We start from the raw sequence: 26,729 nt of genomic DNA, 5'->3' as shown, positions 1-26,729 counted from the left end.
CTTCCCAAGTCGGCTATCGAATTTTGGCGATTTGCCCTCTAGGCTTTCAGCCAGACCGAGTGAAACGATAGGGGTTTCAATGGCTAAAGGACAAAATGAAGAAAGAAATTTCCTTCTTCCAGTCCTTCAGGGCGTTTTGCCGTTCGACCGCGCGACCTTGCCTGCCGAGGTCTTGGCAGGCCTGACTTTTGCCTGCCTCGCGATCCCCGAGGTCATGGGCTACACCAAGATCGCGGGTACACCGGTTGTGACAGGGTTGTACACGATCCTTATCCCAATGGCGCTGTTCGCTTTGTTCGGCTCGTCCCGCCACCTCGTTGTGGGCGCGGATTCTGCTACGGCGGCCATCACGGCCTCGGCCCTTGCCGGCATGGCGGTATCGGGCTCGTCCGAGTATCTGGCGCTGGCGTCCTTACTGGCGCTGATGGCAGCGGTTTTGTTGATTGCAGCGCGCCTCATCGGACTGGGGTTTTTGGCTGACTTCTTATCCCGAACCGTCCTTGTCGGCTTCCTGACAGGCGTTGGCATTCAGGTCGCAACCGGGGAAATCCCAGGCCTCTTGGGGATCGAAAGTGAAGGCCACGGAACCATCGCCAAGCTACAGGCAGTCTTTCAGAACATTGGTCAGACAAGCTGGCCCACGTTGGCGGTTTCGTTGGCGGTTCTGTCGGTCGTTGTCGGATGCCGTCGGTTGTCCCCGAAGCTACCCGGCCCGTTATTCGCCATCCTTGGAGTGATCCTTTGCAGCTGGGCCTTGCAATTTTCGGCATCCGGCATCGCCGTACTGGGCCCGGTGCCCAGCGGCCTGCCTGCTCTGTCGATCCCAAACGTGGATTGGAGCTGGACCCTTTTCAAACAACTGCTGCCAACTGCATTGTCCATTTTCGTTGTGATACTGGCCCAAAGCGCCGCGACCTCGCGGGCCTACGCGGCACGTTACGAAGAAAGGTTCAGCGAGAACACGGACCTTGTCGGGCTGGGTCTGGCCAATCTTGGGGCAGCCTTCTCGGGCACATTCGTTGTAAATGGCAGCCCGACAAAAACCGAGATGGTGGCGAGCGCAGGTGGCCGCAGTCAGGTGGCTCAACTAACGACCGTATTGATTGTCTTAGTGGTTATCCTCTTCCTGACTGGCCCACTAGCCTATTTGCCAAATGCGGCGCTGTCGGCTGTCGTGTTTCTGATCGGCCTCAAACTGATCGATCTGAAGGGCCTGATTGCAATCTACCGACAAGCCCGATCCGAATTCTGGATTGCAGTCGCCACAACTGCAGTTGTCGTCTTCGTTGGGGTCGAACAGGGCATCATCTTTGCCATGGTCCTGTCACTGATCGACCATACCCGACGTGGGTACCACCCCAAGAACTCGGTGATCGTCAAATACAAAGACGGCGGCTGGCACTCAAAATCCATAGCCGGGCCGAACCAATTCGAACCCGGCCTGGTGATTTATCGCTTCTCTCACAGCCTGTACTACGCGAATGCACAGCGGCTGTCGGATGAGATCACCGCAATCACTCGAAACCCCGACACCGAAGTTCGGTGGTTCTGCATCGAGGCCTCGGCCATTGATGACGTGGATTTCACCGCAGGCTACACGCTGCGCAACGTCCTAAAGCTCCTGCAGGCGAGGAACATCAAGCTGGTTTTCCTACTGGTCGACCCCCATGTGCGGTCAGAGCTGGACAGATACGGTGTGACAGATTTGGTGGGTAGTGATGCCTTTTACGACGCGGGAAGCGACCTGTTGACTGCATTTCAACACCGAAACGCATCCAATCGTAAATAGCCTCTATCGGCCCTAAGACTGCGACTGCAACCGCGCGAACAGCCGCAAAGCGTGCGCCGGATCCTGTGAGGCTCCCGGCAATACCGGATCGTATGCTGCGCGGATCAACCCGGCGATGTCCGGGCGCAAGATCGTCGCCTCACCCGCGACCGCCAGCGGCGACTGCGTTCGAAAAGCGGTGTCGGACCACAACAGGATGGTCTGCACTACCTGACTAAGTGCCAGAGTCTCGGCCGGAACCTTGGATAGCTCTTCGTCCATGCGCAGGAAAACAAACGCGGCCCGGATCGCACCGTCTTCTTCAAAGCGGAACACCCGATACTGATTTGCATCCGCCGCGATCAGCCGATCCACCAGCGGCGCAAGATCGGGAACCAACCGATCCAGATCTGGGACCTCCAACAGTTCCTTCCAGTCACGGAAGAAGAACACCATGCAGTTCGCACCAAGTTCCGGATCCGTCTCGGCCATTTTGTGATCGGCCAAGCTTACGACGGCCTCAAAAGCGCCCTTGACGGTGGTCAACGTTTCATCCTCGACCCCAAAGACGATGGGCACGATGGGTCGCCCCCAACGTGCGAACAGGAACTCTCCGCTTTCACGGGTGAACAACGACTGAATGTCTTCGGGGGTCACGCCCAATCCTTCATCTTTTCGAAAGTACTCTCGCCGAAGGCATAAAATCTAAAGGCCTCAGCTTCAACCAAACAGATCGCTCTGGCCCTTTGGTGCCGCCATTCCCAGATGCGTCCAAGCCTTCTGCGCCAGCATTCGCCCCCGTGGCGTTCGCTGGATCAGACCTTGCTGCAGCAAATAGGGCTCGATCACTTCTTCCAGCGAGTCGCGGCTTTCCGACAGTGCAGCCGACAGGGTCTCAATCCCAACCGGACCACCGGCATAGTTCTCAGCGATCAGCTTTAGGTATCGCCGGTCGGCGCCATCCAGGCCCAGATTATCCACACCCAACCGCGTCAGCGCGCCATCTGCCAGATCGAGGGTAATGCGCCCGTCGCCTTCGACGATGGCGAAATCCACCACCCGTCGCAGCAATCGGCCCGCAATCCGCGGCGTGCCGCGTGATCGGCGCGCAATCTCGCGGGCGCCTGCGTCATCAGCAGGTGCGCCCAGTTTGCGGGCGTTGCGTGTGACGATCTCATGCAACTCGTCCACCGTGTAGAACTGCAATCGCGTCGGAATGCCAAATCGGTCGCGTAAAGGTGTCGTCAGCAGGCCCATTCGCGTGGTTGCGCCGACCAAAGTAAACGGCTGCAATTCGATCCGCACCGTCCGTGCCGCCGGACCTTCGCCAATCACCAGGTCCAGCTCGAAATCTTCCATCGCCGGGTACAGGACCTCTTCGACGGCCGGGTTCAACCGGTGGATTTCGTCGATGAACAGCACATCGCGGGATTCCAGATTGGTCAGGATCGCGGCCAGATCACCGGCTTTGGCCAAAACCGGCCCTGAGGTCATGCGGAAATTCACCCCTAATTCGCGCGCCATGATCTGTGCCAGCGTCGTCTTACCCAGCCCAGGCGGGCCGTGAAACAGTGTGTGATCCATCGCCTCGCCTCGCTGGCGGGCGGATTGGATAAAAATGCGTAGATTGGCCCGCGCCTCGGCCTGACCAATGAATTCATCCAACCCCTGCGGACGCAGGGCGCGATCGTTATCCTCGGGCATGGGCTCGGGGCGCAAAGTGGGATCGGCGTCTACCATTCAGTCACCCTTTCGGTGCCAGCAGCTTGAGCGCCGCCCGGATCAATTCAGCCTCACCCGCGTCGGGCAGGCTTGCGGCAGCTTCGGCCACGGCCGAGGCCGCCTCGGACGGTCCATAGCCCAAATTGCCAAGGGCCGACAATGCGCCCGCGGATGCAGCAGCTGATCCCGAAACAGGTTTGGCCACCCGTTTCGGCACCGGTGCCGGTTCAGACAGCTCAACGACCTCCAACTCGGGGCCATCCATCGCCTCGGTCACAGTGCCACCCATTGCCATCACACCCGGCGCCTTATCTTTGAGATCCAGCACGATCCGCTGCGCCGTCTTCGGGCCCACGCCTTTCGCGGCCTTTACGGCGCCCCAATCGCCAAGCGCAATGGCTCGGCTGACCCCATCCGGACCCAGAGCGGAAAGAATGGCCAGCGACACCTTTGCACCAACACCCTGAACCGAACACAGCAGGCGATGCCATTCCTTTTCAACCAATGACAGGAAACCGTAAAGCTGCATCAGGTCTTCGCGAACGACCATGTCAGTATAGATCGAGACGGCCTCGCCCACGCCCGGCAATGCGGCCATGGTCCGGTCCGAACAATAGACGAGGTATCCGACCCCACGGACGTCAATCAGAATGTGGTCGGCTGCACGATAATCCAGACGTCCTGTCAGTTTTCCAATCATGCCCGCACCTCTTTCATGCGCGCCTGTGGCGCGGCTCCGTAATATGAATGACAGATGGCGATCGCCAGCGCGTCTGCCGCATCCGCCCCTTTGGGCTGACAGCCAGGCAGTTGCAATTTGACCATGTGAAGGACCTGCTCTTTTTCAGCATGGCCAACGCCCACAACGGTTTTCTTGACGCGGTTGGGTGCGTATTCGCCGACAGGCAACCCTGCTTGCGCCAGCGTCAGCAAGGCTACGCCGCGCGCCTGGCCCAGCTTCAGCGTCCCAGCCCCGTCCTTGTTGACGAAGGTCTGTTCGATCGCTGCTTGGTCGGGCTGATGTTCTGCAATGACCTCGACGATCTGATTGTGCAGCGACAGCAAGCGTTCGCCCAAATCATCGCCGTCAGACTTGCACAACCCGTTTGCAACATGGCTCAGGCGGCTACCATGCGATTCGATGACGCCCCATCCCAGGGTCCTAAGCCCCGGATCAATGCCCAAAATTCGCATGTTTTGCCTCGGCCTGCTCGGGTTTTTTGTGATCTTTCTTACGGATTAGCACGAAGCGTGAACATTTTCCAAGCGAATTGACGGAATGTCCAAAAACGACAGACCTGTTTCGCGCGCGACAAAACGGCCGGTTTGCGACAGCCAAAAGTCTGAAATCGACACGTTTCATGAACCAAAAATGGTCAATAAATTAAGGGGTTCTAATGAATTTCTAGCCCTGCAAAAAATGCATAGGACGGTTGCAATTTCCGCACTTGCACAGCCGAATTGGCGGCACTAGATGCGGCTCAGAACGAACGATCAAAACGTAAACTCAAACCAGAAGGAAACAGGATATGGCTGCACTGGACACAACCCGCACCACCACTGGCTCATTCGGCCTCGTTGGCCGTATCGGCGCATATTTCGCATCGGTCGTGAACGCCGTTGTCGAATGGAATGACGCCCGTGTGACACGTAACACGCTGAGCGGTCTGACAGATCGTGAGCTGGAAGATATCGGACTGTGCCGTGGCGATATTGACGTCGTGGCCGAAGGTCGTCGTTAAGATTTAACGCACCACCCACTCATATGCCCCTTCCCTCCCTCGGGGGCAAAGCAGAACGCCGCGCATGCAGAATGCGCGGCGTTTCTGTTACATTGCCCTGATTTTAGGGAAGAAGCCCCGCCAGCTGTTGCGAAAGCATCAGCGAGACCGGGTCGATTTGCATAACCCACGCACCCGCTTTTTCAACCGAGGTGCCTTCGTTCAATGCATCAACCCTGTACTGATAGCCCGATGGGCCAAGGCTTGTCAGCAAGAACGTCTTGAACGCGAACAACCCAAGCAGGCACATCAGAAGAAACTTCAGGGGCAAAGCTGACTTCACCCTTTGTGGTTTCATCACAACCAGCCCGTCCTTGCGCATCGTCGCGCGATAGCCACGGCTTAGTTTAGCATGTTTCTTGTTCAGGCGATTAACGCGCTGATCGAATTCAAGTTGTTTTCCCGTCATGGCAGCCTCCAAAACCGCCCCCCGATTCCAGGTTAAGACGGTAAAAACAGAATGCGACAAAATCGAGGCGAAATTCCAGAAAGCTCCAGCAAATGGCCTAGATTTAGCCCTGTTTGCTTAATATTAGCGTCGTCCACTCACCAATTTGGTCTTTTCTTGCTAAATTGAACCCGTTTTGTAGATAAACAGAAACCACGTCATCGGCTTGTTCGTTAAGGATTCCGGACAAAATCGCATAGCCTCCGACACGCAGATTCGCTGCGATTTCGGGAGCCAGAGCAACAAGGGGACCCTTGAGGATATTTGCGAAAATCAGATCGTAAGGCGCGATCGCGCCCAACTCAGGATGATCAAACCCAGCCGCTTCCACGCAACGGACTTCGCCTGCCATTCCATTTGCCTTCAGGTTGGCCTCAGCGACATCAACGGCCACCTGGTCGATATCACTGGCGATGATTTCACCTTCCCAGACTCGGGCTGCCGCCATGGCCAGCACGGCCGTACCACAGCCAATATCGGCCACTTTGGTGGCCGTGAATCCGTCATTCAGAAGATGATCTAGCGCCTTCAGACACCCCAAAGTGGTCCCGTGGTGACCAGTGCCAAAGGCCATTGCGGCCTCGATCAGCAAAGGGATACGTCCTTCGGGCAATTTGTCGGCATCGTGGCTGCCATAGACAAAGAACCGCCCTGCTTCGACCGGGGCCAATTCCCGGCGCACATGGGCCACCCAATCTGTTTCAGGTAGTTCTGACACTACGAAAGGCTTCGCCTCAAACGCGGCGGCCAGAACGGCCAGCGCGGTTTCGTCCGGAGTTTCAGTGAAATACCCGCCAACTTCCCACAGGCCGGAACCGTCCTCTACCTCAAAGACGCCAACACCAGTGGGTTCCGGATCCAGTCGCTCCATCGCTTCGCCCAGCCCTTCGGCAGATTTTTTACCGGTCAACGTGGTCAGCGCAGTGAATGTGGGCATGGGGGCCTCCTGTATCAATTGACACAGCGCCTATGGCGATGGCCCGCCAAGGTCAAGCTTTGGCGCCTATTCTGCTGGCGCTGCTGCGTATTTCGACAGGATCGTTTCGTTCCCCGGTTCCGGGTGACGTGGGATCAGCAAAGACAAACCCAGCGAGATCATCGCCATCGCAGCGGCCAGCGCAAAGACAGCGCCAGGCGAGATAACCCACAGCAGACCCAAAAGCGCCGGCAGGAACACAGCGGCAATATGGTTGATGGTAAAGGCCACTGCAGCCGTCGGTGCGATATCCGCAGGATCGGCGATCTTTTGGAAGTAGGTCTTCAACGCGAGTGCCAACGCAAACAGTACATGGTCGATCACATACAGAGTTGCGGCCAACACGACGCCCCAACCGAACCAATAGATCCCGCCATAGGCTGCGAAGACGATCGCCAGACCGGCATATTCGAAGATCAGCGTGCGGCGTTCACCAAACATCGATACGGCCTTGCCCAACATCGGAGCCGCCGCCATGTTGATCACCAGATTGATCAGATAGAGGCTGGTCAGTTCGTGAACTTCAAACCCGAACTTCTCGACCATCATAAAGCCCGCGAACACGACAAAGATCTGACGTCGTGCACCGGCCATGAATTGCAGCGCGTAATACAGCCAGTAACGACGGCGCAGGACCAGTTTTTTTGTCTGCGGAGTTGGGGCATCAAATTGCGGATACGCAAACAGACAGAACAGCGCCAGCAAGGTAGTCACACCGCCAGCGGCCATGAAAACAAGGTTGTAGGACAGATCAAACCGGTCCCATGTCAGAACGATCAGGCCATAGACCACGGCTGTCGCGGCGGACCCCATGGCAACCAGCCAACCCAAAACCTGCGGTGCGCGGTCCTTGGGCAGCCATTGAAGCTGCAACGATTGGTTCACCGTTTCGTAGTAGTGAAACCCGATCGAGCTGAAGAGAGTGACAAACAGCAACCCACCAAGGCTGGGGAACCATGCGGTTACCGCAGTCGCCACGCCCAGCATCATAAGCGAGATCATCGCCAATACCTGCTCGCGCACAAAAATGATTACCGCGATTACGCCAACGGCTAGGAAACCAGGGATTTCACGCACCGTGTGCAGCAATCCGATGTCCGCTCCATCGAAATTCGCCACTTCGATGACGAAGTTGTTTAGCAATGCGCTCCACCCGTTGAAGGCGATGGGCATGGTCAGCGCCATCATGAACAGGAGCGTCACTGGGCGACGCCAGAACGGAAGGCTCTGCGCCTCGGATAGGGGCATTGGTTTCAGCATGGGACTCCTCTACGCCCATTTTTTGTTTTTGGCGAGAGGGAAGCAGCGCGCGCACAGTGGGTCTGCGCTGATGCAGAGATCAGTAGAAGCTCTGCGGGTCGATATCCACGGTTAAGCGCAGGTCGCCCTTCAGACGCAAGGGCGCGATCCATCGTGCGATTGCATCCTGAATTGGCGCACCTTTCGGGGCTTTGACCAGCAATCGCACACGGTGTCGGCCACGAATGCGGGCGATGGGGGCTGGAGCCGGTCCAAAGACCTGCGCCCCGATATCGCGCAGGGGTGCATCGTTGCGGGCCATCGCATTTCCAATATCGAACACCGGTCCCACCTCGGGTCCGGACAGGACAATCCCCGCCATTCGTCCATAAGGTGGTACACCAGCCGCCTGCCGCCCGGCAGCCTCGGCCTTCCAGAAGCCTTCCTCATCCCCGGACAAGATCGCACGGATAACCGGGTGCTCGGGCTGGAACGTTTGCAACAGCGCTTGCCCTGGCTTATCCGCCCGGCCTGCGCGGCCTGCAACCTGACGCATCAACTGGAACGTCCGTTCAGCGGCGCGTAAATCAGCGCCGTGGAGGCTGAGATCGGCGTCGATCACACCGACCAGAGTCAGCTTGGGAAAGTTATGCCCTTTGGCGACCAACTGCGTCCCGATGATGATATCCGCATCGCCTTGGGCAATCTCTTCGATCTTGGCCTTCAGGGCCCGGGCCGATCCGAACAGATCAGAGCTCAGCATCGCGATCTTCGCTTCGGGAAAGGTCGCTTCGGCCTCTTCGGCCAGACGCTCAATTCCTGGCCCGACCGGAGCCAGTTTTCCCTCGACCCCGCAGGACGGGCAGGTGGCGGGCATCGGCTTGGTCTCACCGCATTGGTGGCACATAAGGCGTTTCAGGAACCGATGCTCAACCATCCGCGCATCGCAATGATCACAAGCGATCTGCTCGCCACAGGCCCGGCACAGCGTCACCGGCGCATAGCCGCGGCGGTTGATGAACAGCAGCGACTGTTCGCCCCGCTCGATCCGTTGCCGCACTGCCTGCCGCAGAGACGGAGAAATCCACGTCCCCGGCTGCATCTGCTCGGCCCGCATGTCGATGGGCTTCATCTCTGGCAGAACCGCAGCGCCAAAGCGCGAAGTCAGATCAACCCGTTCGTATTTGCCCGCCTCGGCATTTGCCCAGCTTTCCAGCGAAGGCGTTGCGCTGGCCAATATCACCCGCGCGCCGCAAATGGCGGACCGCAGCACGGCCATGTCCCGCGCGCTGTAATGCACACCGTCCTCTTGTTTGTAAGAAGTGTCGTGTTCCTCATCTACCACCACGAGCCCAAGATTTCGAAATGGAAGGAACAGGGCCGAGCGCGCGCCGATCACCATCTGGGCGTCCCCCTGCCCGACCATCCGCCAGACCCGGCGGCGTTCCGTCATGGTCGCGCCTGAATGCCACTCTGCCGGGCGAGCACCGAACCGCGCCTCCACCCGCGTAAGAAACTCCGCTGTCAGCGCAATCTCAGGCAGCAAGACCAACGCCTGTTTTCCCATGCGCAGCGCCTCGGCCACCGCCTCCAGATATACTTCGGTCTTGCCCGAGCCCGTAACGCCCTTTAGCAGCGTTGTTCCATATTCTCCGGACCTTTGGCCTTCATGCAGTTTCTTAACCGCCGCCGCCTGATCCTTGGTCAGCGCCTTGCCCGGCAGATCCGGATCCAGATGCGGATAGGGTAAGTCCCTTGGGCTGTCCTCTTCCCGAACTGCGCTCTGCTTGACCAACCCTTTGACAACCGAAGACGTCACACCGGCCTGTTCTGCAAGTTCTTTCAGGGTGAAAGCAAGTCCGCCATAGTCACGCAAAACTTCCAGCACACGCGTCCGGGCGTCGGTCATTCGATCCGGCTCGCCAGTTCCCAGCCGATAGACTTTACGCATCGACGGTGGGTCGCCCAAGCCCGGTGCACGGGTTGCCAGACGCAACATCGCAGGCATCGGCGTCAGCGTATAATCGGCGACCTTCCCCAGAAACAGGCGCATCTCTTCGCGCATTGGCGCGACCTCAAGCACGCGGATTATCGACCGCGCCTTGTTCAGATCGAACCCACCTTGCCCCGGCCCCCAAACAACGCCCAGAACTTTTCGTGGCCCTAGCGGAACCTCAACAAACGCGCCCAGAAAACACCCACCCTCGGGCGCCTTGTAATCCAGCGTCCGGTCCAGCGGCTGTGTAGTCAGGACCGCCACCAGCTCACCTTGGTCAAAATACTCCTGAGTGCTCACCGCATATCCTTGGGCCAGGGGGTTTCAGCATGGGTCTCTTTGAGGTAAAGCCATCCGCGACCAAGGCCAACCCATCAAAGGACTGCCCGCATGAAATTCTTCGTAGACACAGCCGAGATCGACGCCATCGCCGAACTGAACGATCTGGGCATGGTGGACGGTGTAACCACCAACCCTTCGCTGATCCTGAAATCAGGTCGAGACATTCTGGAAGTAACCAAAGAGATCTGTGATCTGGTCGACGGCCCTGTCTCGGCCGAAGTCGTGGCCACCGAAGCCGAAGATATGATCGCCGAAGGCCGCAAGCTGGCCAAGATTGCACCGAACATTGCTGTTAAAGTGCCACTCACATGGGCCGGTCTGAAAACCTGCAAAACACTCAGCGACGAAGGCCAGATGGTTAACGTGACGCTCTGCTTCTCGACCAATCAGGCAATTCTGGCCGCAAAAGCGGGCGCTACCTTCATCTCGCCTTTCATCGGGCGTCTGGATGACATCAACCTTGACGGTATGGACCTGATCGCAGACATCCGTCAGGTCTATGACAATTACGGGTACGAGACCGAAATCCTGGCGGCTTCAATCCGCACCGTGAACCACGTCACCGACAGCGCCCGCATCGGCGCCGACGTGATCACGGCACCTCCAGCGGTCATCAAGAAACTGGCTGACCACCCGCTGACCGACAAAGGCTTGGAAACCTTCCTGGCCGACTGGGCCAAGACCGGTCAGAAAATCCTCTAAGCATTTGCGCGACCGCGCGGCACCGCCAGGTGCCGCGCCCGGCCCAACTGCCAAGCCTTGATCTTTGATCAAGGTTTCGCAGGCGGGAGCCATTCGCAACAACTGGAATGAAATGCACTGCCAATGCATTTTTTCCAAGGAAACCGCTAAAACTCGTGTTATAAGCCCCTAAACAAAAAAAGACCGAGCGGGACATGAGCAGCAACACCAAACTCAAGGATAACTTGCGCGCCGCGATTCTGGCCGAACCAGACGCCGTGTTGGACGACAAGGACCTGATGCAGGCCCTTGTAACAGCCAACGAGCAGGCGCGCGGTGACAACGTCATCGATTTGCGCGGCATCGCCATGCAGCGGCTCGAGGAACGACTGGACAGGCTGGAAGACACGCACAGGTCAGTCATCGCCGCTGCATACGAAAACCTCGCGGGCACAAATCAGGTTCATCGCGCGATCATCCGCATGCTGGAACCGGCCGAATTCGAAGACTTCCTGCGCACGCTCGGCACGGATGTGGCCGAAATCCTGCGTGTTGATCGGGTCAAACTGATTTTGGAATCCACGGCCACGCAGGAAGACCCCGCCATAGACACATTGGGCGGTGTTCTGTCCGTTGTTGAACCCGGTTTCGTGGACAACTACCTGACCTTCGACCGCAGCGGCCCAGCCCGCGACGTGGTGCTACGCGAGATCCTCCACCCGACCCATAGAATTTTCGGAGCTAACGCGGATCACCTGCGGTCAGAGGCCTGCCTGAGATTGGATCTGGGCGATGGCCGCCTTCCGGGCATGATCGTGATGAGCGCGCGGGACCGCAATCACTTCTCGCCGCAATTGGGCACCGACCTTCTGTCATTCTTCGCTGGCGTCTTTGAACGTTCGATGCGCCACTGGCTGTCGTGAGCCTGATCTCACCCTCCTGCCGCGACGCGTTACAACATTGGCTGGACAGCTTGAGCGCGCTGGCGGGGCGATCGGAAAACACGCAGGCCGCCTATCGCGGTGATGTCACCGAGTTTCTGTCATTCATGACGCTGCACCACAATGAACGTCAGGGACTGGCCCCGCTGGCCCGGATCACCGTGTCTGACATGCGCGCATGGATGGCCGATCAGCGCGGTGCAGGAGTTGGCGCGCGCTCACTGGCGCGAAAACTGTCAGCGGTCAAAAGCTTCTACCGCTGGCTGTCCGAGCGTGAAGGCTTTGAACCCACCGCCGTTCTGTCCACACGCGCTCCAAAATTCACCAAGAAACTCCCCAGACCGCTGGCCGAAAACGCCGCTCGAGCGATGATCGACACGGTCGAATTGCAGTCAACCAACGATTGGATCTCGGCCCGCGACGTCGCTGTGGTCACGCTGCTCTATGGGTGTGGCCTGCGGATCTCCGAGGCATTGTCCCTGACAGGTCGCGACGCGCCATTGCCGGACAGCCTGCGCATTATGGGAAAAGGTGATAAGGAACGCATCGTTCCTGTTATTCCGGCGGCCCGCACCGCCGTTGAGCGTTACCTGCAGCTCTGCCCTCACCCACAGTCCCGAGACAAGCCTCTGTTCCGCGGTGTGCGTGGTGGTGCGCTCAATCCTCGCGCGATTCAGGGTGTGATGGCCAAGGCCCGGATGCAACTTGGCCTGCCGGCAACCGCCACGCCGCACGCATTGCGGCACAGTTTTGCCACCCACCTACTATCCGCCGGCGGCGATCTGCGCGCCATTCAGGAGTTATTGGGCCATGCTTCGCTGTCCACCACTCAGGCCTATACGGCCGTTGACACCGCCCGGCTGATGGAAGTCTACAACCGCGCCCACCCCAAGGCTTAATTCCGATTCACCCGTTGACGTCCGGAATTCAACACTGGCCGGGCTTTTAGTTTGCATCTGCAGCGCGCATCGTCCAAGAGACACAAATGACAATAAAACTCAAAGCCCTTTCCGTACATCTGTTCACCGCGACTGGTGCCGTCTTTGCAATGCTGGCCATGCTCGCGGCCGTCGAAGAAAAATGGAGCTTGATGTATTTATGGCTGGTGATCTCGTTCATCGTCGACGGTATCGACGGTCCGCTTGCGCGCCATTACCACGTCAAAAAGAACGCGCCCGAATTTGACGGCGTTCTGCTGGACCTGATCATCGACTATTTGACCTATGTCTTCATCCCGGCCTTCGCATTGTTCAAATCGGGGCTGATGGATGGTTGGACCGGGTGGTTTGCAATCATCGTGATCACTTTCGGCAGCGCCATGTATTTCGCGGATACGCGGATGAAGACCAAGGACAACTCTTTCTCTGGGTTTCCGGGCTGCTGGAACATGTTCGTCATCGTGATCTTCGCGCTGGAACCCAATTTTTGGGTGATCTTGCTGCTGGTATCGCTGTTGTCGCTGGCAATGTTCTTGCCATTGAAATTCATTCACCCGGTGCGAACGGAACGCTGGCGTAACGTCTCACTGCCGATTGCATTCGCCTGGACGTTTTTCGCTGGGTGGGCAGCATGGGTCGACTTTCACCCAGAAAGCTGGGCGCATTGGGGTCTGGTTATAACCAGCCTCTACCTGGTTTCGGCGGGCATCGCACAGCAGTTGATCCCGCAACGCAACAGCTAGGGGTTACAGGACTTCCTCAACCTCAAACTCGGTCCCGTTGTGAGTGAACACATCGCCTTCTTGTAAACCGGTCATGGCTAGGAAAATCGGGCTCTGGGTTGAAATCCCCATATAGGTCTTGCCGTCCACATCAAACCGCGTGGTCGAAACACAGACGACGAACCGACGATTGTTGAACTTGACCACTGCGCCTGGTTGAACCCGGTCTGTCAGGCTGAAATCCGTGTTTTCGATCACATCAATCTTGGCGTGATGCGCATGAACGGGTGCATCAAATGCCGCCGCCAGATCCGCATTTTCGCGCGAGGCAGCAATATCATCCTTATCGTGGCCTTCGCGGTCATCCAGCTGCGAGTCCTTCAAAAAGGCATCGTAATGTGCCTGCGCGGTTGCCAGTTCCTGTTCTTCCAGCGACATCAAGCGGTCAATGATGGCCTTTTTGCGAGCGGCCGGGTCTGTATGGGCAGTCATGCAATGCGGTCCTTCAAATTCAGTAACTGATATAGGTTGGGCCGCGAACACGTGGATTGCAACTGGTTTTCGCGGATCAGATCAGCAAGCCAGCCGCGCGTTCATGGCGCAGAAGGGCCACTTTGGTCTCAACCCCACCATCGCCAGAGAAACCGCCAAGACCATTGGCGGACAGCACCCGGTGGCAGGGAATGATCACTGGGATCGGGTTCGCGCCGCAGGCCTGCCCCACCGGCTGCGGAGGCTGACCCAGCTCTTTTGCGATGTCTCCATACGTGCGGGTTTCCCCCAACGGAATGGCGTACATTAGGTCACAAACCTGTCTTTGAAATTCTGAGCCGTCAACATGGTAAGGCAGGTCGAACGCATCCAACTGCCCCTGATCGTAAGCGGTCAACTGTGCGGCAGCCTCTTGCAACAGCGGCGTGGCGGGGCCTTCGTTGCGCCCGTTCCAGACAAGGCGGGTGATGGCCCCGTCGGTTTCTTCAACCCCAAGACGGCCAAACTGAGTTTCAACGGCAATCATCGACATGAAAACAGCGTCTCAGATCGACGACCGGCGCGCAAGGTTGGAACGAAAAACCCCCGGCCAATCTGGCCGGGGGTTGGTTGATTATCCCAATGCGTCGTTGCAGCGTCCGCAAACGCCCGGATGGGCGTGCAGCCCGACGTCGGGCAAGATTTTCCAGCAACGCTGGCACTTCTCGCCCTCGGCCTTTTCAAAGACCACCGCGACGCCCTCGATCTCGGGCACGCGGAATGCTTCGGCTGGGGCCGGATCGCCGGTGACGGACAAGCCGGATGTGATGCACATGTCATCCACGTCGAAGGTCGCCAGCAGATCGCGGATCTCTCCATCTTCGACATGAACAATCGGCGCGGCTTCGAGGCTCGAGCCGATGACCTTGTCCTGACGCTGCACCTCAAGCGCAGCCGTGACGGCACGACGGACACGGCGAACCTTGGCCATGTTCGCCTCAAGCTCGGCGTCGCGCCAGTCGGCGGGCGTGTCGGGGAAATCCACCAGATGGACCGAGCTGTCGTCACCCGGGAACCGCTCCAGCCAAACCTCTTCCATGGTGAAGACAAGAACCGGCGCCAGCCAGGTGGTCAGACGGTGGAACAAGATGTCCAGCACGGTGCGCGCAGACCGGCGACGCAGGTTGTCGCCGTCGCAGTACAGCGCATCCTTGCGAACGTCGAAATAGAAGGAAGACAGATCGACTGTGGCAAAGGTGAACACAGCGCTGAACACGCCCTGGAAATCGAACGCAGCATAGCCCTTGCGTACCTGTTCATCCAGATCGGCCAATCGGCTTAGCACCCAGCGTTCCAGACGCGGCATATCCGCAGAGTTCACCCGGTCAGCTTCGGTGAAGTCCGCCAGCGAACCCAGCATGAACCGCATGGTATTACGCAGGCGACGATAGCTGTCGGCGGTACCTTTCAGAATCTCCGGCCCGATCCGCTGATCGGCGGTGTAATCGGTCTGAGCCACCCAAAGGCGCAGGATATCGGCACCGTACTGTTTGATGACCTCTTCCGGCACGATGGTGTTGCCCAGCGACTTGGACATTTTGTTGCCCTTGGCATCCAGTGTGAAGCCGTGGGTCACCACGTTGCGGTACGGCGCACGACCCTTGGTGCCGCAGGCCTGCAGCATCGAGGAATGGAACCAACCGCGGTGCTGGTCGGTGCCCTCCATGTAGACATCCGCGATGCCGTCCTCGGTGCCATCTTCGCGGTCGCGCAGAACGAAAGCGTGGGTGGACCCTGAGTCAAACCACACGTCCAGCACGTCGAAGACCTGATCGTAATCGTCGGGGTTGGCGATACCGTCGAGGATCTTCTCTTTGAAGCCATCGGTATACCAGACATCCGCGCCGTCTTTCTCGAACGCCGCCTTGATGCGTGCGTTGAGGTCTTCATTACGCAGCAGGTAATCCGCATCGGTAGGCAGAGCGCCCTTCTTGGTGAAGCAGGTCAGCGGCACGCCCCACGCACGCTGGCGGGACAGAACCCAGTCCGGGCGCGCTTCGATCATCGAATACAGGCGGTTGCGACCTGTCTGCGGCGTCCATTTCACCAGCTCGTCGATCGAACGCAAGGCGCGTTCGCGGATGGTGTCGCCCATTTCACCCATGCCATCGTCCAGCTTGCGGTCAACGGACGCAAACCACTGTGGCGTGTTGCGATAGATGATCGGCGCTTTCGAGCGCCACGAATGGGGATAGCTGTGCTTGATCTTGCCACGCGCCAGCAACCCTCCGACCTCGACCAGCTTGTCGATGACCGCTTTGTTCGCATCACCCTCGCCACCCTTGCGGGACAGGATGTATTTGCCACCAAAGAACGGCAGATCGGCGCGGAACGAGCCATCGTCCATCACATTATAGGTGATGACCTGCTCGAGCATGCCAAGATCACGATAGAGTTCGAATTCTTCCATACCATGCGACGGCGCACAGTGAACGAAGCCGGTTCCTTCGGTATCGGTCACGAACTCAGCCGCACGGAAGTCACGGATGTCGTCCCATTCGCCATTGCCGCCCTCGGCACCAGCCAGCGGGTGGGTCAGCTGGACACCTTCCAGTTCATCGGCGGTCACATCGCGGACGCGGGTCCACTGGTCGTCGTTCAGACGGGCGCGGCCTAGCACGTCGGCGGCCAGATTGTCCGCCAGCAGGAACTTGTCTCCGACACTGGCCCAGCATTCCTCAGGTGCGCCAGTGACTTCGTACAGGCCGTAGGAGATATCCTTGCCATAAACGACCGCCTTGTTCGACGGCATGGTCCACGGAGTCGTCGTCCAGATCACAACAAAAGCGTCATCAAGATCGTCCGCATTTACGACTTTGAATTTCACCCAGATGGTGAAGCTTTCCTTGTCGTGGTACTCGACCTCAGCCTCGGCCAAAGCGGTTTTCTCGATGGGCGACCACATCACAGGCTTCGAGCCCTGATAGAGCGTGCCGTTCATCAGGAACTTCATGAACTCATCGGCGATCACCGCCTCGGCGTGATAGTCCATGGTGATGTAGGGGTCGGGCCAGTTGCCGGTGATGCCCAGACGCTTGAACTCTTCGCGCTGGATGTCGATCCAGCCTTCGGCGAACTTGCGGCATTCCTGACGGAAATCGACGATGTTCACCTCATCCTTGTTCTTACCCTTCTTGCGGTACTGTTCCTCGATCTTCCATTCGATTGGCAGGCCGTGGCAGTCCCAGCCAGGCACATAGCGCGCATCATGACCCATCATCTGATGGGATCGTACGATCATGTCCTTGATCGTCTTGTTCAACGCGTGCCCGATGTGCAGGTGACCATTGGCGTAAGGGGGGCCATCGTGCAACGTGAAGGGCGTGCGGTTCTCTTTTTCACGCAGGCGGTCATAGACACCGATTTTCTCCCACCGCTCCAGCCAGGCAGGCTCGCGCTTGGGCAGGCCAGCGCGCATCGGGAAGTCGGTTTTGGGCAGGTTCAGCGTGTCTTTGTAGTCAGGTGTTTGGGTCGTGTCGGCGCACATTGGGGGCGTCCTCAGGATGATCTTGTCGTGTTTGGATCGAAGCGGTCAGTGCGAATTCTCAAGCACCTTTGCCCGGCGTCTCGCGATATCAGAGCGCCGGGGATATAATTCGAATAATGATGGCCATACGGTCATACATGCCGGGCTTATAGGACGCCCGCGCCTAATGGTCCAGTGGTTCCGGGTCCTGCGGCGAATGGCGCAGTTTGGCCCAACGGTTCAGCCATGCCAGGCCAGCCAAAGCAAGGCCCAGCGCCAGCAAAGAGAACACACGGATCAGCCCACCCAAACCAGCGATATCAACCAGGAAAACCTTGGCCACGGCAAGCCCGATAACAACCAACCCCGCCTTGCGCATCATGTCCGACCGGCGGGCGAGTGACTGATAGAATAGCCCCGCACCAATAAGCAGCAGAGCCATGGTGTATGTATAAAGCTCGGGCTGGGTCACGCCATTGCCTTCATACATACCGCTGGCCCCCTGCCAGACATGGCGAATGGTCAAGCCCAGCCAGACTGCCCCCAATGCTATCGCCAGCCCAAAGCACGCCTGCTTCAAGCGCGGATGCAGTGCGGGCAGCCAAGCTGCCGACAACGCCAAAACAATTGCAGGCAACAGGTAGGCAACCGCAAGTGTATTCAACAACGCCCCCCCAAGCACCGGGTCGGCGTGCGGATTAAGCAAAGGATTCGCCTCAGTCAGCGCTTGCGCCAGGCGAACAACACCATGTGCCGCAAAAAACAACGCCAGCCCGTATCGCGCATAGTTAAGTTTCCCGCCCAATTCGAACCGCCGCACCTGCGCGCAGGCCAGTAACAGCCAGATCAGGGACATCAGCCCCAGACCCCAGTGGCTGTCGTGGGCACCGCCATCCCCAAAACCTTCGAGCCAGCGCAGCAATAGCAAGGACAGCAAAATGCCAGCCGTCGCCCAAGCCCCGCTTTCCAGAAGCAGGGCGACGACCGGTCGGTTCAACGGTCGCAGGATGGCCCATGCCCCGAGAAATCCTATGGTCGCTGTAGCATAGACAAGCGCCATTTCCGCGACCGGCGCGGCGTTTGCCCAATCCAGACCGGGGTTTAGCACAAGTCGGAGCGTTACGGTAAACACACCGGCCCAGATGAACCACCCCATCGGTGGCAAATCAAAGCGTCGATCCAACACAGCCGCGGTCACGATCAGGGCGACAAATGCAATGGTCAGGGCGGCTGAGCTGAGGACAATTACACAAGCAAAGGTCAGGCAGGACAAAGCCGACAAGGTCACCAATGCCGCCCGCAGCCGATTTTCGCCATCGACCTGCGCAAAGCGTGCGGCCAGAATGACCATCATCACCGCCAACGCAACCGCATGCAGGGCCCAAGGGTATGCCCCGATTACCTCTGCAGGATGCCATCCAAGCTCTAGCGCGATAGCCAACCCTGGCGCAAAAACCGCAGCGCCACCGGCCCAAATTGCCGGGTACTCGGTTGCGCGGAAAGATCGCCAAGCTGCAAGGACCGAGATCAACGCGCCCAAAGCCACTAGCAGAGTTACTGCCCATGGGGCATCCGCCTCAGCGGTTTCGGCGTAGGTTTCGGCGAACCGGCGCGCGACAGCGCCATAGTCCCAACCGTGGATCAGAACGAACCACATCAGCCCGACAGCAGGCAGTACAGTCAGATCCTGCAACGCCCGCGCGTAGCTGGCCCAAGTCAGCAATGCCAGCGTGAGACCTGCCAACAGCATGACGCCCAGCCAAAATTCGGCGGCCGTGTCAGGCCAGTGTATTGCCAGGATCACTGAGGTGACCGTCACCGCGCCAAAGGCAAGGCGCGTGGGAAACTCGGGCCACTGCAGACCTTTTTTAGTCGCAATGATCTCACTGATCATCGGTCCCTCGTGATCAGGCCAGATGCGCCTAACGGGGATAACAATTGCGATGATCGCCAATGCCGTCACACCAACCAGATACCCCGGTTCGGTCACAGGAGCGGAAAGCACAAGCAGTAGGCACGCAACATATGCCCCTACTAGCGTCAGGATGGATATCCATGCCCAACGCCGCACGGTGTCTATACCCAACCCAAGGACTGCGATCACAAAGAAGTACCCGTACAACCAGCCGGGATCCGATGAAGTACCTCCTACCACGAAAGGTGCGGCAAACGCGCCGATCAGACCGACCGCAGCCAACAGGGGACCGTGGAACCAGCCCAGAATTAGCCCTACAAGCGCAACGACCACCATTGCGATTAGTGCCGCTTCGGGGCCAATCAGTTCGTATAGCTGCCTAGCCGCCAACAACCCACCGAAGAGCGTCACCAGCCCTGCCCCGGAAAAGACGGATGGCAGGTAAGCCGTGGCCGATGACTCGTCGTCACCAAACCTCCGGCGGATCACCTCCCCCGCACCGATCAATGCGACGCCGAATATCAAAGCGGCAACGACGCGCATCGTTGGCGACAACAGCCCGCTTTCAACTCCGTATTGAACCAGAAATATGCCAGCCAAAGCCAATGACAGCGCCGAAACCGCGTAGAACCAGTTCTCGCGCAACCAAGCGCTCAATATTGCAATACGGTCACTTCCGGCCGACGCCGGTGCCGGTATCTTCTGTGGCTTCGGTGCGGTGCCCTCCACCTCCGTTTTGACTTCTGGTTCCTTTGCTTTGACTGCGGGCCAGGGAGAGCCCTTTTTTTCATCCGATTGCGGCGCTTCCGCTGTTGCTTCCTGCTGTGGCAGGTTGCCATCAAATGCGCGGATCTGCTGTTCAAGCTGCTCGACTCTGCGGCGCAGGCGGACGTGTGACACCAACAGGACAAGAATTGCCACCGGGATGGCCAGTACGATCAATCCAACGAGAACGAGCAGGGATTCCAAGTGAAGCCTCCGGGCGAGTGTGCCGACAACCTAGCCGGGTGTCGGTCTGCGCAACAGTCCGAAAAATCAAATTTTTTTGCGGGTATCGTCGTTCATCGTGAACCTATCCCAGGCAAGAAACGGTCTATCGATTATCAGCCTGACGATGTTCAGCGCTGCCGCGGAAGGGCAACAGACTCATCATGTGCCCAGCGACGGTTCTGGTCGCTAGGGATGGAATAACGAGCCCACGAAATATGCCATCAGAGCTGCCGCACCACCGATCACAAATGTCTCAAGACCTGACCGCCACCACGGGGCCAGCGACCAACGGCTTTTTAGGGCGCCAATGACGAAAAAGACCCCCATGGTCATGACAGCCGACAACTGAAAGGCCTGGTCCAGCGACAGCAGAAACGGCAACAGTGGAACCATACCTGCCACAAGAAACGCTAAAAACGTCGCCATCGCTGCCTTGAACGGATTCGGATCGACGCTGCCCAATCCGTATTCCCCCTCAATCATCAGATTGATCCAGTTGTCGCGGTTGGCCGTGATGGCGTCTGTCGCCTCATCCAGCACGCGACCGGACAGCCCCTTTTGAAAAAGGATCGCCCGCACTTCATCCCGTTCGCCTTTGGGGTACAGCCTGATGTGGCGTTCTTCGATGGACCGGATGCGGCGGATATTATCCAACTCGGCCTTAGTGCCCGAGTAGTTTCCCGCCGCCATGGAAAATCCGTCCGCCAATACATTGGCCAGCCCCAGCGCGACGATAATGAAGGGTGACAGCCCCGCCCCGGCCACGCCCGCCACAATTGCAAAGGTGGTTACGGACCCATCGATCCCACCATAGACCACGTCCCTCAAAACACCGCGCCCCGGAGGCGCGTTGATGCGTTCGGCAATCTCTTGCTGGCTGTGTCCGTGATCGGTCATGGCTGGCTCTGACACACTTATGCACAGCAGCCAACCACTGGACCTTGTTTCAGGTCAAGTTTTGGAAAACAAACCTGCCAATGCACGTTTAATTATGCTGCGCGTCGACGGCTGGTGCCGATCCGAGAACGGCAGAGGACGACATACTTCCATCGCGGCGACCCCGACCCGTGCGCTCAGCGCGCCGTTGACCAACCCTTCGCCGAACCGGCGCGACAGTTTACTGAGAACAGATCCGCCAAGAACTGGCTCCAGCAGGTCGTCGCCAACAGCCACAGCGCCGGTGGCCACAAGGTGCACGAAAACAGCCCGTGTCAAACGCCAACTGCCCAGAAACCCTGCGCGTCCGCCGTAGATTTCGGCAATGCGCCGGATCATCCGCAACGAAGCGGCCAACGCAGTTGCCACATCCGCAAGTGCCAACGGCACCAGTGCGGTTACAGTAGCAACCTGCCGCGCGGCGGCCTCAACCTCACGGCTGGCAGCGGCGTCCAGTGGGGCCAGCAACTCATCCTCAGCCAGAGTCAGCAGCCCAGATGCGTCGAATTGCTCGTCGATCCGTTCGGACAGCCTGTCGCGACCCCAACGGGTTTCCTCGCGCCCTTTGTAGAACGAGATCAATCGGTTCGTGACCGCGCGTGCCTGTGCCAGATCTTCCTCAGCCAAGGCCGTATCCGCGGCGTGGCGCATTCCGTCTACGCGGGACAATCGCCCGATTGCGGCCAGTTCGCGCACAGCGATGATCAAGGCAACCAACACCAGGGCTGCAAACAAACCCGTTATTACCCACCCCAGAATGGGCGCGCGTAGAATTAATGAATTCACAAAGTCCCAAGCCGCCACCGACACCACGGCCCCAAGCGCGGCAAGCGCCAAACCCCAGAACCAACGCGACAGGGCTGAAGGTTTGCGCGCCGCCAAGCGTGCCGCGCCCTGCATCGCCTGACCCTGAGGCTGCGCGATATCCGGTACCGGAGGCGCTTGCGACACGTCGACCGCGGGTTCATCAGCGTCCAGATCAATCAGAACCGGGCCCTTAGCCATTGGCTGCTCCTTCACTGTTCCAGACATACTTGATGTCCGGGAGGTTCTCATCATTGTCAGCGCCATCGCTGCGTGCGACCTCAACAAAGCCGTTGCGCTCATAAAACCGACGGGCGGAATGGTTTGCCTGAAAAGCGAACAGAGACAATTCGGACTGGCTGGACTTGGCATATTCAAGCAATTGCCGACCAGTCCCCCGCCCACGCGCGTCGGGAGACAGATAAAGCGAGTGAATTTCGGTGCCATTGAGCGCCAAGAACCCAATCACCCCGTTTTCGGTTTCGGCCACAGTCATCCATTCCAGATCAATCATTCGGCCGCAAAATGCGATGGTTTCCGCCCGCGAGTGCAGTTTCGGCATCCACTCGTTTTCAATGGCGAAACCGTGCAAAATCTCTCCGGCTACACCGGCATCTGTGCTTCGGGCAGGACGCAGGACGACGGTCATAGCCGGTCTCCGATCAGGAACTGGGCGGCCCGGTCCAACCGAATATGAGGTGGGCCATCACCGGGCCGCAAAGTCAGGTGCGCTGGCGCAAAGGCCATGAACTCGTAATCCTCACCCAACCAGCCGTCGGACCCGTTACGCGCCGGACCGAGCAGATGCGACGGGTCTTCGGGCAGGTCTCCGGGATAGAAAGCCGCCTGTTTGCCGCTGTCCAGCAACGTTCCCCGCACGCATGGCAGCTCGGCCCCATTATGAGTGCGAATTTCTTCGGTCGTTGCCCTTAATGAGGCCAAGGAAAGGGCTGCGGTCTCTGCGCCGGCGAAACTGGCGCGGTCGCGCGCCTCGCGGGTCAGGGCCTCCATGATGTTGGTCAGGCGATGATGTTGCAGATGATGCAGATGGTCCGCCTTGGTGGCTGCAAACAAGATACGCTCGACCCGCTTACCCAGCAGCAACTGGCTGAGCCATGCATTTCGCCCCGGTCGGAACGCCGACAGGATATCGGCCATCGCGCGGCGCATGTCCTCGACTGCCTGCGGACCGTTGTGGATTGCGCCAAGCGCATCTACGAGAACCACCTGCCGGTCGATCCGGGCGAAATGGTCACGGAAGAAAGGCTTTACGACCTTGGACTTGTATGCTTCGTACCGGCGGGCCATCTCGCGATGCAGGCTGCGCCGTGGACCGTGACCTTCTACCGGCAAGGGCGCGAATGTCAGCACCGGGGACCCGGCCAAATCGCCCGGCAGCAGGAACCGCCCGGGCGTGCAGTCATAGAACCCGGCGTCGCGCGCAACGTTCAGGTATGAAGCGAATTCTTGGGCCAGTGATTGTGCTTTGGGTTCATCATGACTTTCGGATGGATCAATGGCCTTTGCCAGCGACAGAAAGGTCGTAGCCTCTGTTCGATTGGCGATGCGCTCCAGCGTTTCCTGCGACCAGTCCTCGTAGGTTTTGTCCAGCAATGCCAGATCCAGCAGCCATTCGCCCGGATAGTCCACGATATCCAGATGTATGGTTCGCGGCCCCTGCAGGCCCGACAAAAGTCCAGCGGGACGGGCTTTGAACGACAGGCGCAGTTCGGACACGGCGCGCGTACTGTCCGGCCAGTGCGGCTGTGGTCCGGTCAATGCTGCAAGGTGGTTTTCATAGTCGAAACGCGGCACCGTGTCGTCCGGCTGCGGCTGCAGGTAGGCCGCGTTGATCCGCCCTTCCTGCTGCGCCACGAGGCCGGGCATCCGCCCGCGATCCAGCAGGTTCGCGACCAGCGATGTTATGAAAACCGTTTTCCCCGAACGGGCCAACCCGGTGACGCCCAGTCGGATCACCGGCTCAAACAATGCCTCAGACACGCGGTCGCCCACGGATTCAACACCGCGCGCCAAACTGTCTGCCAAAGATGAGATGACCAATCTGTCGCCCCGCTTTTATCGTTTCCCCCAAGATAGGTAGCGGCTGTCGGACATACCAGCGCTTTCCCGCTCTTGCCCGTTGCGACGCAGCGCGTTACCAGCAGCGCATGCCTAGATACGCACTGAAAGTCGAATACCAAGGGGAACCGTTCGCCGGGTGGCAGCGGCAAAAAGATCAGCCGTCTGTCCAGGGGGCAATCGAACAGGCTCTGTCGCTAATCCAGCCTGGCGATCACACCATTGCCGCCGCTGGTCGCACGGATGCAGGCGTGCACGCGCTGGGACAGGTTGCGCATTGTGATCTGACCAAGGAATGGGACCCTTTTCGACTGTCCGAGGCGCTGAACTATCACCTTAAACCGCAACCCGTGGCCATCGTTAAAGCCGCACGTGTGGATGACGACTGGCACGCGCGTTTTTCAGCGCTAGAACGGCAATACCTGTTTCGCATCCTGATGCGCCGCGCGCCTGCAACCCATGACGCTGGGCAGGTCTGGCAGATCAACCATCAGCTGGACGTCGACGCGATGCAGGCAGGCGCGGACATGCTGATCGGACAGCATGATTTTACCACGTTCCGATCTTCGATTTGTCAGGCTGCAAGCCCTGTCAAAACCTTGGATGAGCTGAGCGTCGAGAAAATTGACGGTTTTTCAGGGCCTGAGATACACTTTCACGTCCGCGCCCGGTCTTTCCTGCACAATCAGGTGCGCAGTTTTGTCGGAACTCTGGAACGTGTCGGTGTCGGCACATGGACGCCCGAGGATGTGCGGGATGCGCTGGAAGCCTGCGACCGAGCCGCTTGCGGGCCGGTTTGCCCCCCGCAAGGTTTGTATCTGGCGCGGGTCGGATATCCGGAACCGGTTTTCGATTAAATCGCGCGCAGAAGCAGGCCACATGCAATCACAGCGATCAGCAGGCCTGCCACAAGCTCAATAGTCGGAGCCAGAACCGAGGCAAATCGCGTGGCCGAAGCCGAGGCCAGAAGCCCTCCGCGCAGTCCGAACGACGTCCAACCGACCAGAGTTGTGACGGTCGCCGTGCCCAGCGCCATTGCGAAAGCGCCGGCAATGCCGACCATCGCGATACCCATCTGCCACGTCAGGATTAGAACAAAGAGAGCTCCGGTACAGGGGCGCGCGGCAATTCCTGCGATCAGCACCACCGCTTCGCGCAGGCTACCGACTTGGGCTACCTCGTCGGCAGTAGGACCATGGCGATGCCCACAATCAGAACAGACACCATGGTCATGGTCATGGTCGTGATGTTCGTGACCGCCATCGTGCGAGTGGTCATGGTCGTGCGAGTGGTCATGGCCATGATGATGCACGTTTTCGCTGCGATGGCGCCGCGCAAAACTGCGAATGGACCGAAAAATCAACCACAAACCGATCGCAGCAATGGCGCCATAGCTGATCGGGGCCATAACCTTTTCAGTCGTGTCGACAAGACTTGCCCGGGACATCTGGAACACCAGTACCCCGGCATATACCAGAACCACTGCCGTCACTGCCTGCCCCAGGCTGGACAACAAGCTGATCGCGGACAGGCGCAGAAAGGCCACGTTGCGACCCAACCCATAACCGCCAATCAGTACTTTGCCGTGGCCCGGGCCGATGGCGTGAAAAAAGCCATAAGCAAAACAGACGGTCAGCAGCGTTGCCACGGCCTCGGGTTGTTCCGCACGCGCGGCGCGCAAAGCGCGGGCGATCTGGTTCTGGAATTCGCGCTGCTCACCAGCGGCCCAAGCGGCCAAATGGTCAAAACCACCGCTGCCCCAAAACCACAGCAACAGGCCAACGGCGATGGCTACTGGAACAATCAGGTACTTGGACATGAAAGACGGATCTCGGTCGCAAAGCTTTCCCCGACCAGGGGGATATCGTTTTCTTCAAGGTCATAGTCGGCGTCCAATGTCTGTAGGAACGCCTGCATCTGCGCCAGCTGCCCGTCAATATCGGCGTCAATCCGGCTGATCTGGCAAGAGGCGGACCCAGACACTGTAACCGGGCGGGTCACTTCGTAAGCTGTGTAGTAGGTTTCATCATAGGCCTTTGCGACGACCGCAGTTGCAGGCACTCCTTCCCCTTCCACTGCGCGCAGGTGAGATGTTACGATACGACCATCCTCGGTGGTGGCTTTAGCCTCCATCGGTCCCGACAAGATGACCGGCGCGCCATCGGCGAACACCACGAGATCGCCGTTATATCCTTCGACCCATTGGGCATCAAAGCCCGACAGAAACTGTTCTTCACTTTCGGTCAGAATGCCGTCGGAATCCTGATCCAGTTTCATGTCTTCCAACTGAAACAATGAGAAAAGTTCATCATACGCCCAAGTCACCCTTACATGGGTTAGCTGGCCGCTGTCGTCCACAATGAACTCCAGCCCGGTGTCGATAAAGACATGCGGGTGGGCCAATGCCGGAACCGGCAGGCAACAGGATAAAAGGGTTACGATCCATCGCATAAG

General features: G+C 58.7%; 25 protein-coding genes. 7 read left to right on the top strand and 18 right to left on the bottom strand.

What is annotated here, in order from left to right:
- The first annotated feature begins 79 nt into the window (after positions 1–79).
- A complete protein-coding gene (locus ACR0AK_RS03350) occupies positions 80–1,789 on the top strand; it encodes a SulP family inorganic anion transporter (RefSeq protein ID WP_170561049.1) in 1,710 nt (569 codons plus the stop codon).
- Positions 1,790–1,801: 12 nt separating this feature from the next.
- Here the strand turns inward: ACR0AK_RS03350 and ACR0AK_RS03345 are convergent, their stop codons facing one another.
- The 4 genes from ACR0AK_RS03345 to ruvC form a co-directional block, all read right to left on the bottom strand.
- Positions 1,802–2,425 carry a hypothetical protein gene (locus tag ACR0AK_RS03345; RefSeq protein ID WP_170561050.1) on the bottom strand — a complete coding sequence of 208 codons (624 nt, stop codon included), beginning with the start codon at positions 2,423–2,425 and terminating at the stop codon, positions 1,802–1,804.
- A gap of 63 nt (positions 2,426–2,488) precedes the next feature.
- Positions 2,489–3,508 (bottom strand): Holliday junction branch migration DNA helicase RuvB, encoded by a 1,020-nt coding sequence (gene ruvB, locus ACR0AK_RS03340; protein ID WP_170561051.1) that lies wholly within the window; start codon positions 3,506–3,508, stop codon positions 2,489–2,491.
- 4 nt (positions 3,509–3,512) lie between these two features.
- Positions 3,513–4,190, bottom strand: a complete 678-nt coding sequence (gene ruvA / locus ACR0AK_RS03335; RefSeq protein ID WP_170561052.1) for a Holliday junction branch migration protein RuvA — start codon at positions 4,188–4,190, stop codon at positions 3,513–3,515.
- Positions 4,187–4,684, bottom strand: coding sequence for a crossover junction endodeoxyribonuclease RuvC (gene ruvC, locus ACR0AK_RS03330; protein WP_170326920.1), 498 nt, complete (start codon positions 4,682–4,684; stop codon positions 4,187–4,189). The genes ruvA and ruvC overlap by 4 nt, the downstream gene beginning before the upstream one ends.
- Before the next feature lie 335 nt (positions 4,685–5,019).
- Between ruvC and ACR0AK_RS03325 the strand changes: the two genes are divergently transcribed.
- On the top strand, positions 5,020–5,232 hold the full coding sequence (locus ACR0AK_RS03325) for a DUF1127 domain-containing protein (RefSeq protein WP_108861009.1): 213 nt from the start codon (positions 5,020–5,022) through the stop codon (positions 5,230–5,232).
- Positions 5,233–5,335: 103 nt separating this feature from the next.
- Here the strand turns inward: ACR0AK_RS03325 and ACR0AK_RS03320 are convergent, their stop codons facing one another.
- The 4 genes from ACR0AK_RS03320 to ACR0AK_RS03305 form a co-directional block, all read right to left on the bottom strand.
- Positions 5,336–5,680, bottom strand: coding sequence for a hypothetical protein (locus tag ACR0AK_RS03320; RefSeq protein WP_170561053.1), 345 nt, complete (start codon positions 5,678–5,680; stop codon positions 5,336–5,338).
- Positions 5,681–5,783: 103 nt separating this feature from the next.
- Complete coding sequence (locus ACR0AK_RS03315) at positions 5,784–6,656, bottom strand: 50S ribosomal protein L11 methyltransferase (protein WP_480792367.1); 873 nt, start codon at positions 6,654–6,656, stop codon at positions 5,784–5,786.
- 66 nt (positions 6,657–6,722) lie between these two features.
- Positions 6,723–7,955 (bottom strand): MFS transporter, encoded by a 1,233-nt coding sequence (locus ACR0AK_RS03310; protein WP_480792366.1) that lies wholly within the window; start codon positions 7,953–7,955, stop codon positions 6,723–6,725.
- 79 nt (positions 7,956–8,034) lie between these two features.
- A complete protein-coding gene (locus tag ACR0AK_RS03305; protein WP_480792365.1) occupies positions 8,035–10,230 on the bottom strand; it encodes a primosomal protein N' in 2,196 nt (731 codons plus the stop codon).
- Positions 10,231–10,320: 90 nt separating this feature from the next.
- Between ACR0AK_RS03305 and fsa the strand changes: the two genes are divergently transcribed.
- The 4 genes from fsa (at position 10,321) to ACR0AK_RS03285 (ending at position 13,575) form a co-directional block, all read left to right on the top strand.
- Positions 10,321–10,974 carry a fructose-6-phosphate aldolase gene (fsa, locus tag ACR0AK_RS03300; protein ID WP_170561057.1) on the top strand — a complete coding sequence of 218 codons (654 nt, stop codon included), beginning with the start codon at positions 10,321–10,323 and terminating at the stop codon, positions 10,972–10,974.
- Between the two features lie 194 nt (positions 10,975–11,168).
- Positions 11,169–11,876, top strand: coding sequence for a DUF484 family protein (locus tag ACR0AK_RS03295; RefSeq protein ID WP_170561058.1), 708 nt, complete (start codon positions 11,169–11,171; stop codon positions 11,874–11,876).
- Positions 11,873–12,793 (top strand): tyrosine recombinase XerC, encoded by a 921-nt coding sequence (locus ACR0AK_RS03290; RefSeq protein WP_480792364.1) that lies wholly within the window; start codon positions 11,873–11,875, stop codon positions 12,791–12,793. The genes ACR0AK_RS03295 and ACR0AK_RS03290 overlap by 4 nt, the downstream gene beginning before the upstream one ends.
- A gap of 86 nt (positions 12,794–12,879) precedes the next feature.
- Positions 12,880–13,575 (top strand): CDP-alcohol phosphatidyltransferase family protein, encoded by a 696-nt coding sequence (locus tag ACR0AK_RS03285; RefSeq protein ID WP_170561060.1) that lies wholly within the window; start codon positions 12,880–12,882, stop codon positions 13,573–13,575.
- 3 nt (positions 13,576–13,578) lie between these two features.
- On the opposite strand, the gene ACR0AK_RS03280 is transcribed toward ACR0AK_RS03285, so the two are convergent.
- From ACR0AK_RS03280 to ACR0AK_RS03245, 8 genes are all read right to left on the bottom strand, one after another.
- Complete coding sequence (locus tag ACR0AK_RS03280) at positions 13,579–14,046, bottom strand: hypothetical protein (RefSeq protein ID WP_170561061.1); 468 nt, start codon at positions 14,044–14,046, stop codon at positions 13,579–13,581.
- A 76-nt stretch (positions 14,047–14,122) separates the two neighbouring features.
- On the bottom strand, positions 14,123–14,578 hold the full coding sequence (locus ACR0AK_RS03275) for a methylated-DNA--[protein]-cysteine S-methyltransferase (RefSeq protein ID WP_170561062.1): 456 nt from the start codon (positions 14,576–14,578) through the stop codon (positions 14,123–14,125).
- Positions 14,579–14,659: 81 nt separating this feature from the next.
- Positions 14,660–17,572: an isoleucine--tRNA ligase gene (gene ileS, locus ACR0AK_RS03270; protein ID WP_480792363.1), complete on the bottom strand. Its 2,913-nt coding sequence runs from the start codon at positions 17,570–17,572 to the stop codon at positions 14,660–14,662.
- Between the two features lie 163 nt (positions 17,573–17,735).
- On the bottom strand, positions 17,736–20,435 hold the full coding sequence (locus tag ACR0AK_RS03265; RefSeq protein ID WP_480792362.1) for a DUF2339 domain-containing protein: 2,700 nt from the start codon (positions 20,433–20,435) through the stop codon (positions 17,736–17,738).
- 207 nt (positions 20,436–20,642) lie between these two features.
- Entirely contained in the window at positions 20,643–21,353 is a 711-nt protein-coding gene (locus tag ACR0AK_RS03260; protein ID WP_170561065.1) for a VIT1/CCC1 transporter family protein, read from the bottom strand.
- A gap of 54 nt (positions 21,354–21,407) precedes the next feature.
- Positions 21,408–22,397, bottom strand: a complete 990-nt coding sequence (locus ACR0AK_RS03255; protein ID WP_480792361.1) for a YcjF family protein — start codon at positions 22,395–22,397, stop codon at positions 21,408–21,410.
- On the bottom strand, positions 22,390–22,845 hold the full coding sequence (locus ACR0AK_RS03250; protein WP_480792360.1) for an N-acetyltransferase family protein: 456 nt from the start codon (positions 22,843–22,845) through the stop codon (positions 22,390–22,392). The genes ACR0AK_RS03255 and ACR0AK_RS03250 overlap by 8 nt, the downstream gene beginning before the upstream one ends.
- Positions 22,842–24,257 carry a YcjX family GTP-binding protein gene (locus tag ACR0AK_RS03245; protein ID WP_480792359.1) on the bottom strand — a complete coding sequence of 472 codons (1,416 nt, stop codon included), beginning with the start codon at positions 24,255–24,257 and terminating at the stop codon, positions 22,842–22,844. Before ACR0AK_RS03245 ends, ACR0AK_RS03250 begins: the two co-directional genes overlap by 4 nt.
- Before the next feature lie 107 nt (positions 24,258–24,364).
- Between ACR0AK_RS03245 and truA the strand changes: the two genes are divergently transcribed.
- A complete protein-coding gene (truA, locus tag ACR0AK_RS03240; protein WP_480792358.1) occupies positions 24,365–25,132 on the top strand; it encodes a tRNA pseudouridine(38-40) synthase TruA in 768 nt (255 codons plus the stop codon).
- On the opposite strand, the gene ACR0AK_RS03235 is transcribed toward truA, so the two are convergent.
- The gene (locus tag ACR0AK_RS03235) at positions 25,129–26,094 is read right to left on the bottom strand and encodes a nickel/cobalt transporter (RefSeq protein ID WP_480792357.1); all 966 of its coding nucleotides are present in this window, start codon (positions 26,092–26,094) and stop codon (positions 25,129–25,131) included. The genes truA and ACR0AK_RS03235 overlap by 4 nt on opposite strands.
- A complete protein-coding gene (locus tag ACR0AK_RS03230) occupies positions 26,079–26,726 on the bottom strand; it encodes a DUF1007 family protein (RefSeq protein ID WP_170561071.1) in 648 nt (215 codons plus the stop codon). The genes ACR0AK_RS03235 and ACR0AK_RS03230 overlap by 16 nt, the downstream gene beginning before the upstream one ends.
- Positions 26,727–26,729: the final 3 nt, after the last annotated feature.

Source organism: Ruegeria sp. BI12 (genome assembly GCF_056537985.1).
The sequence above is the reverse complement of the archived record's forward strand: the minus strand, read 5'-3'. Positions and strand labels throughout refer to the sequence as shown.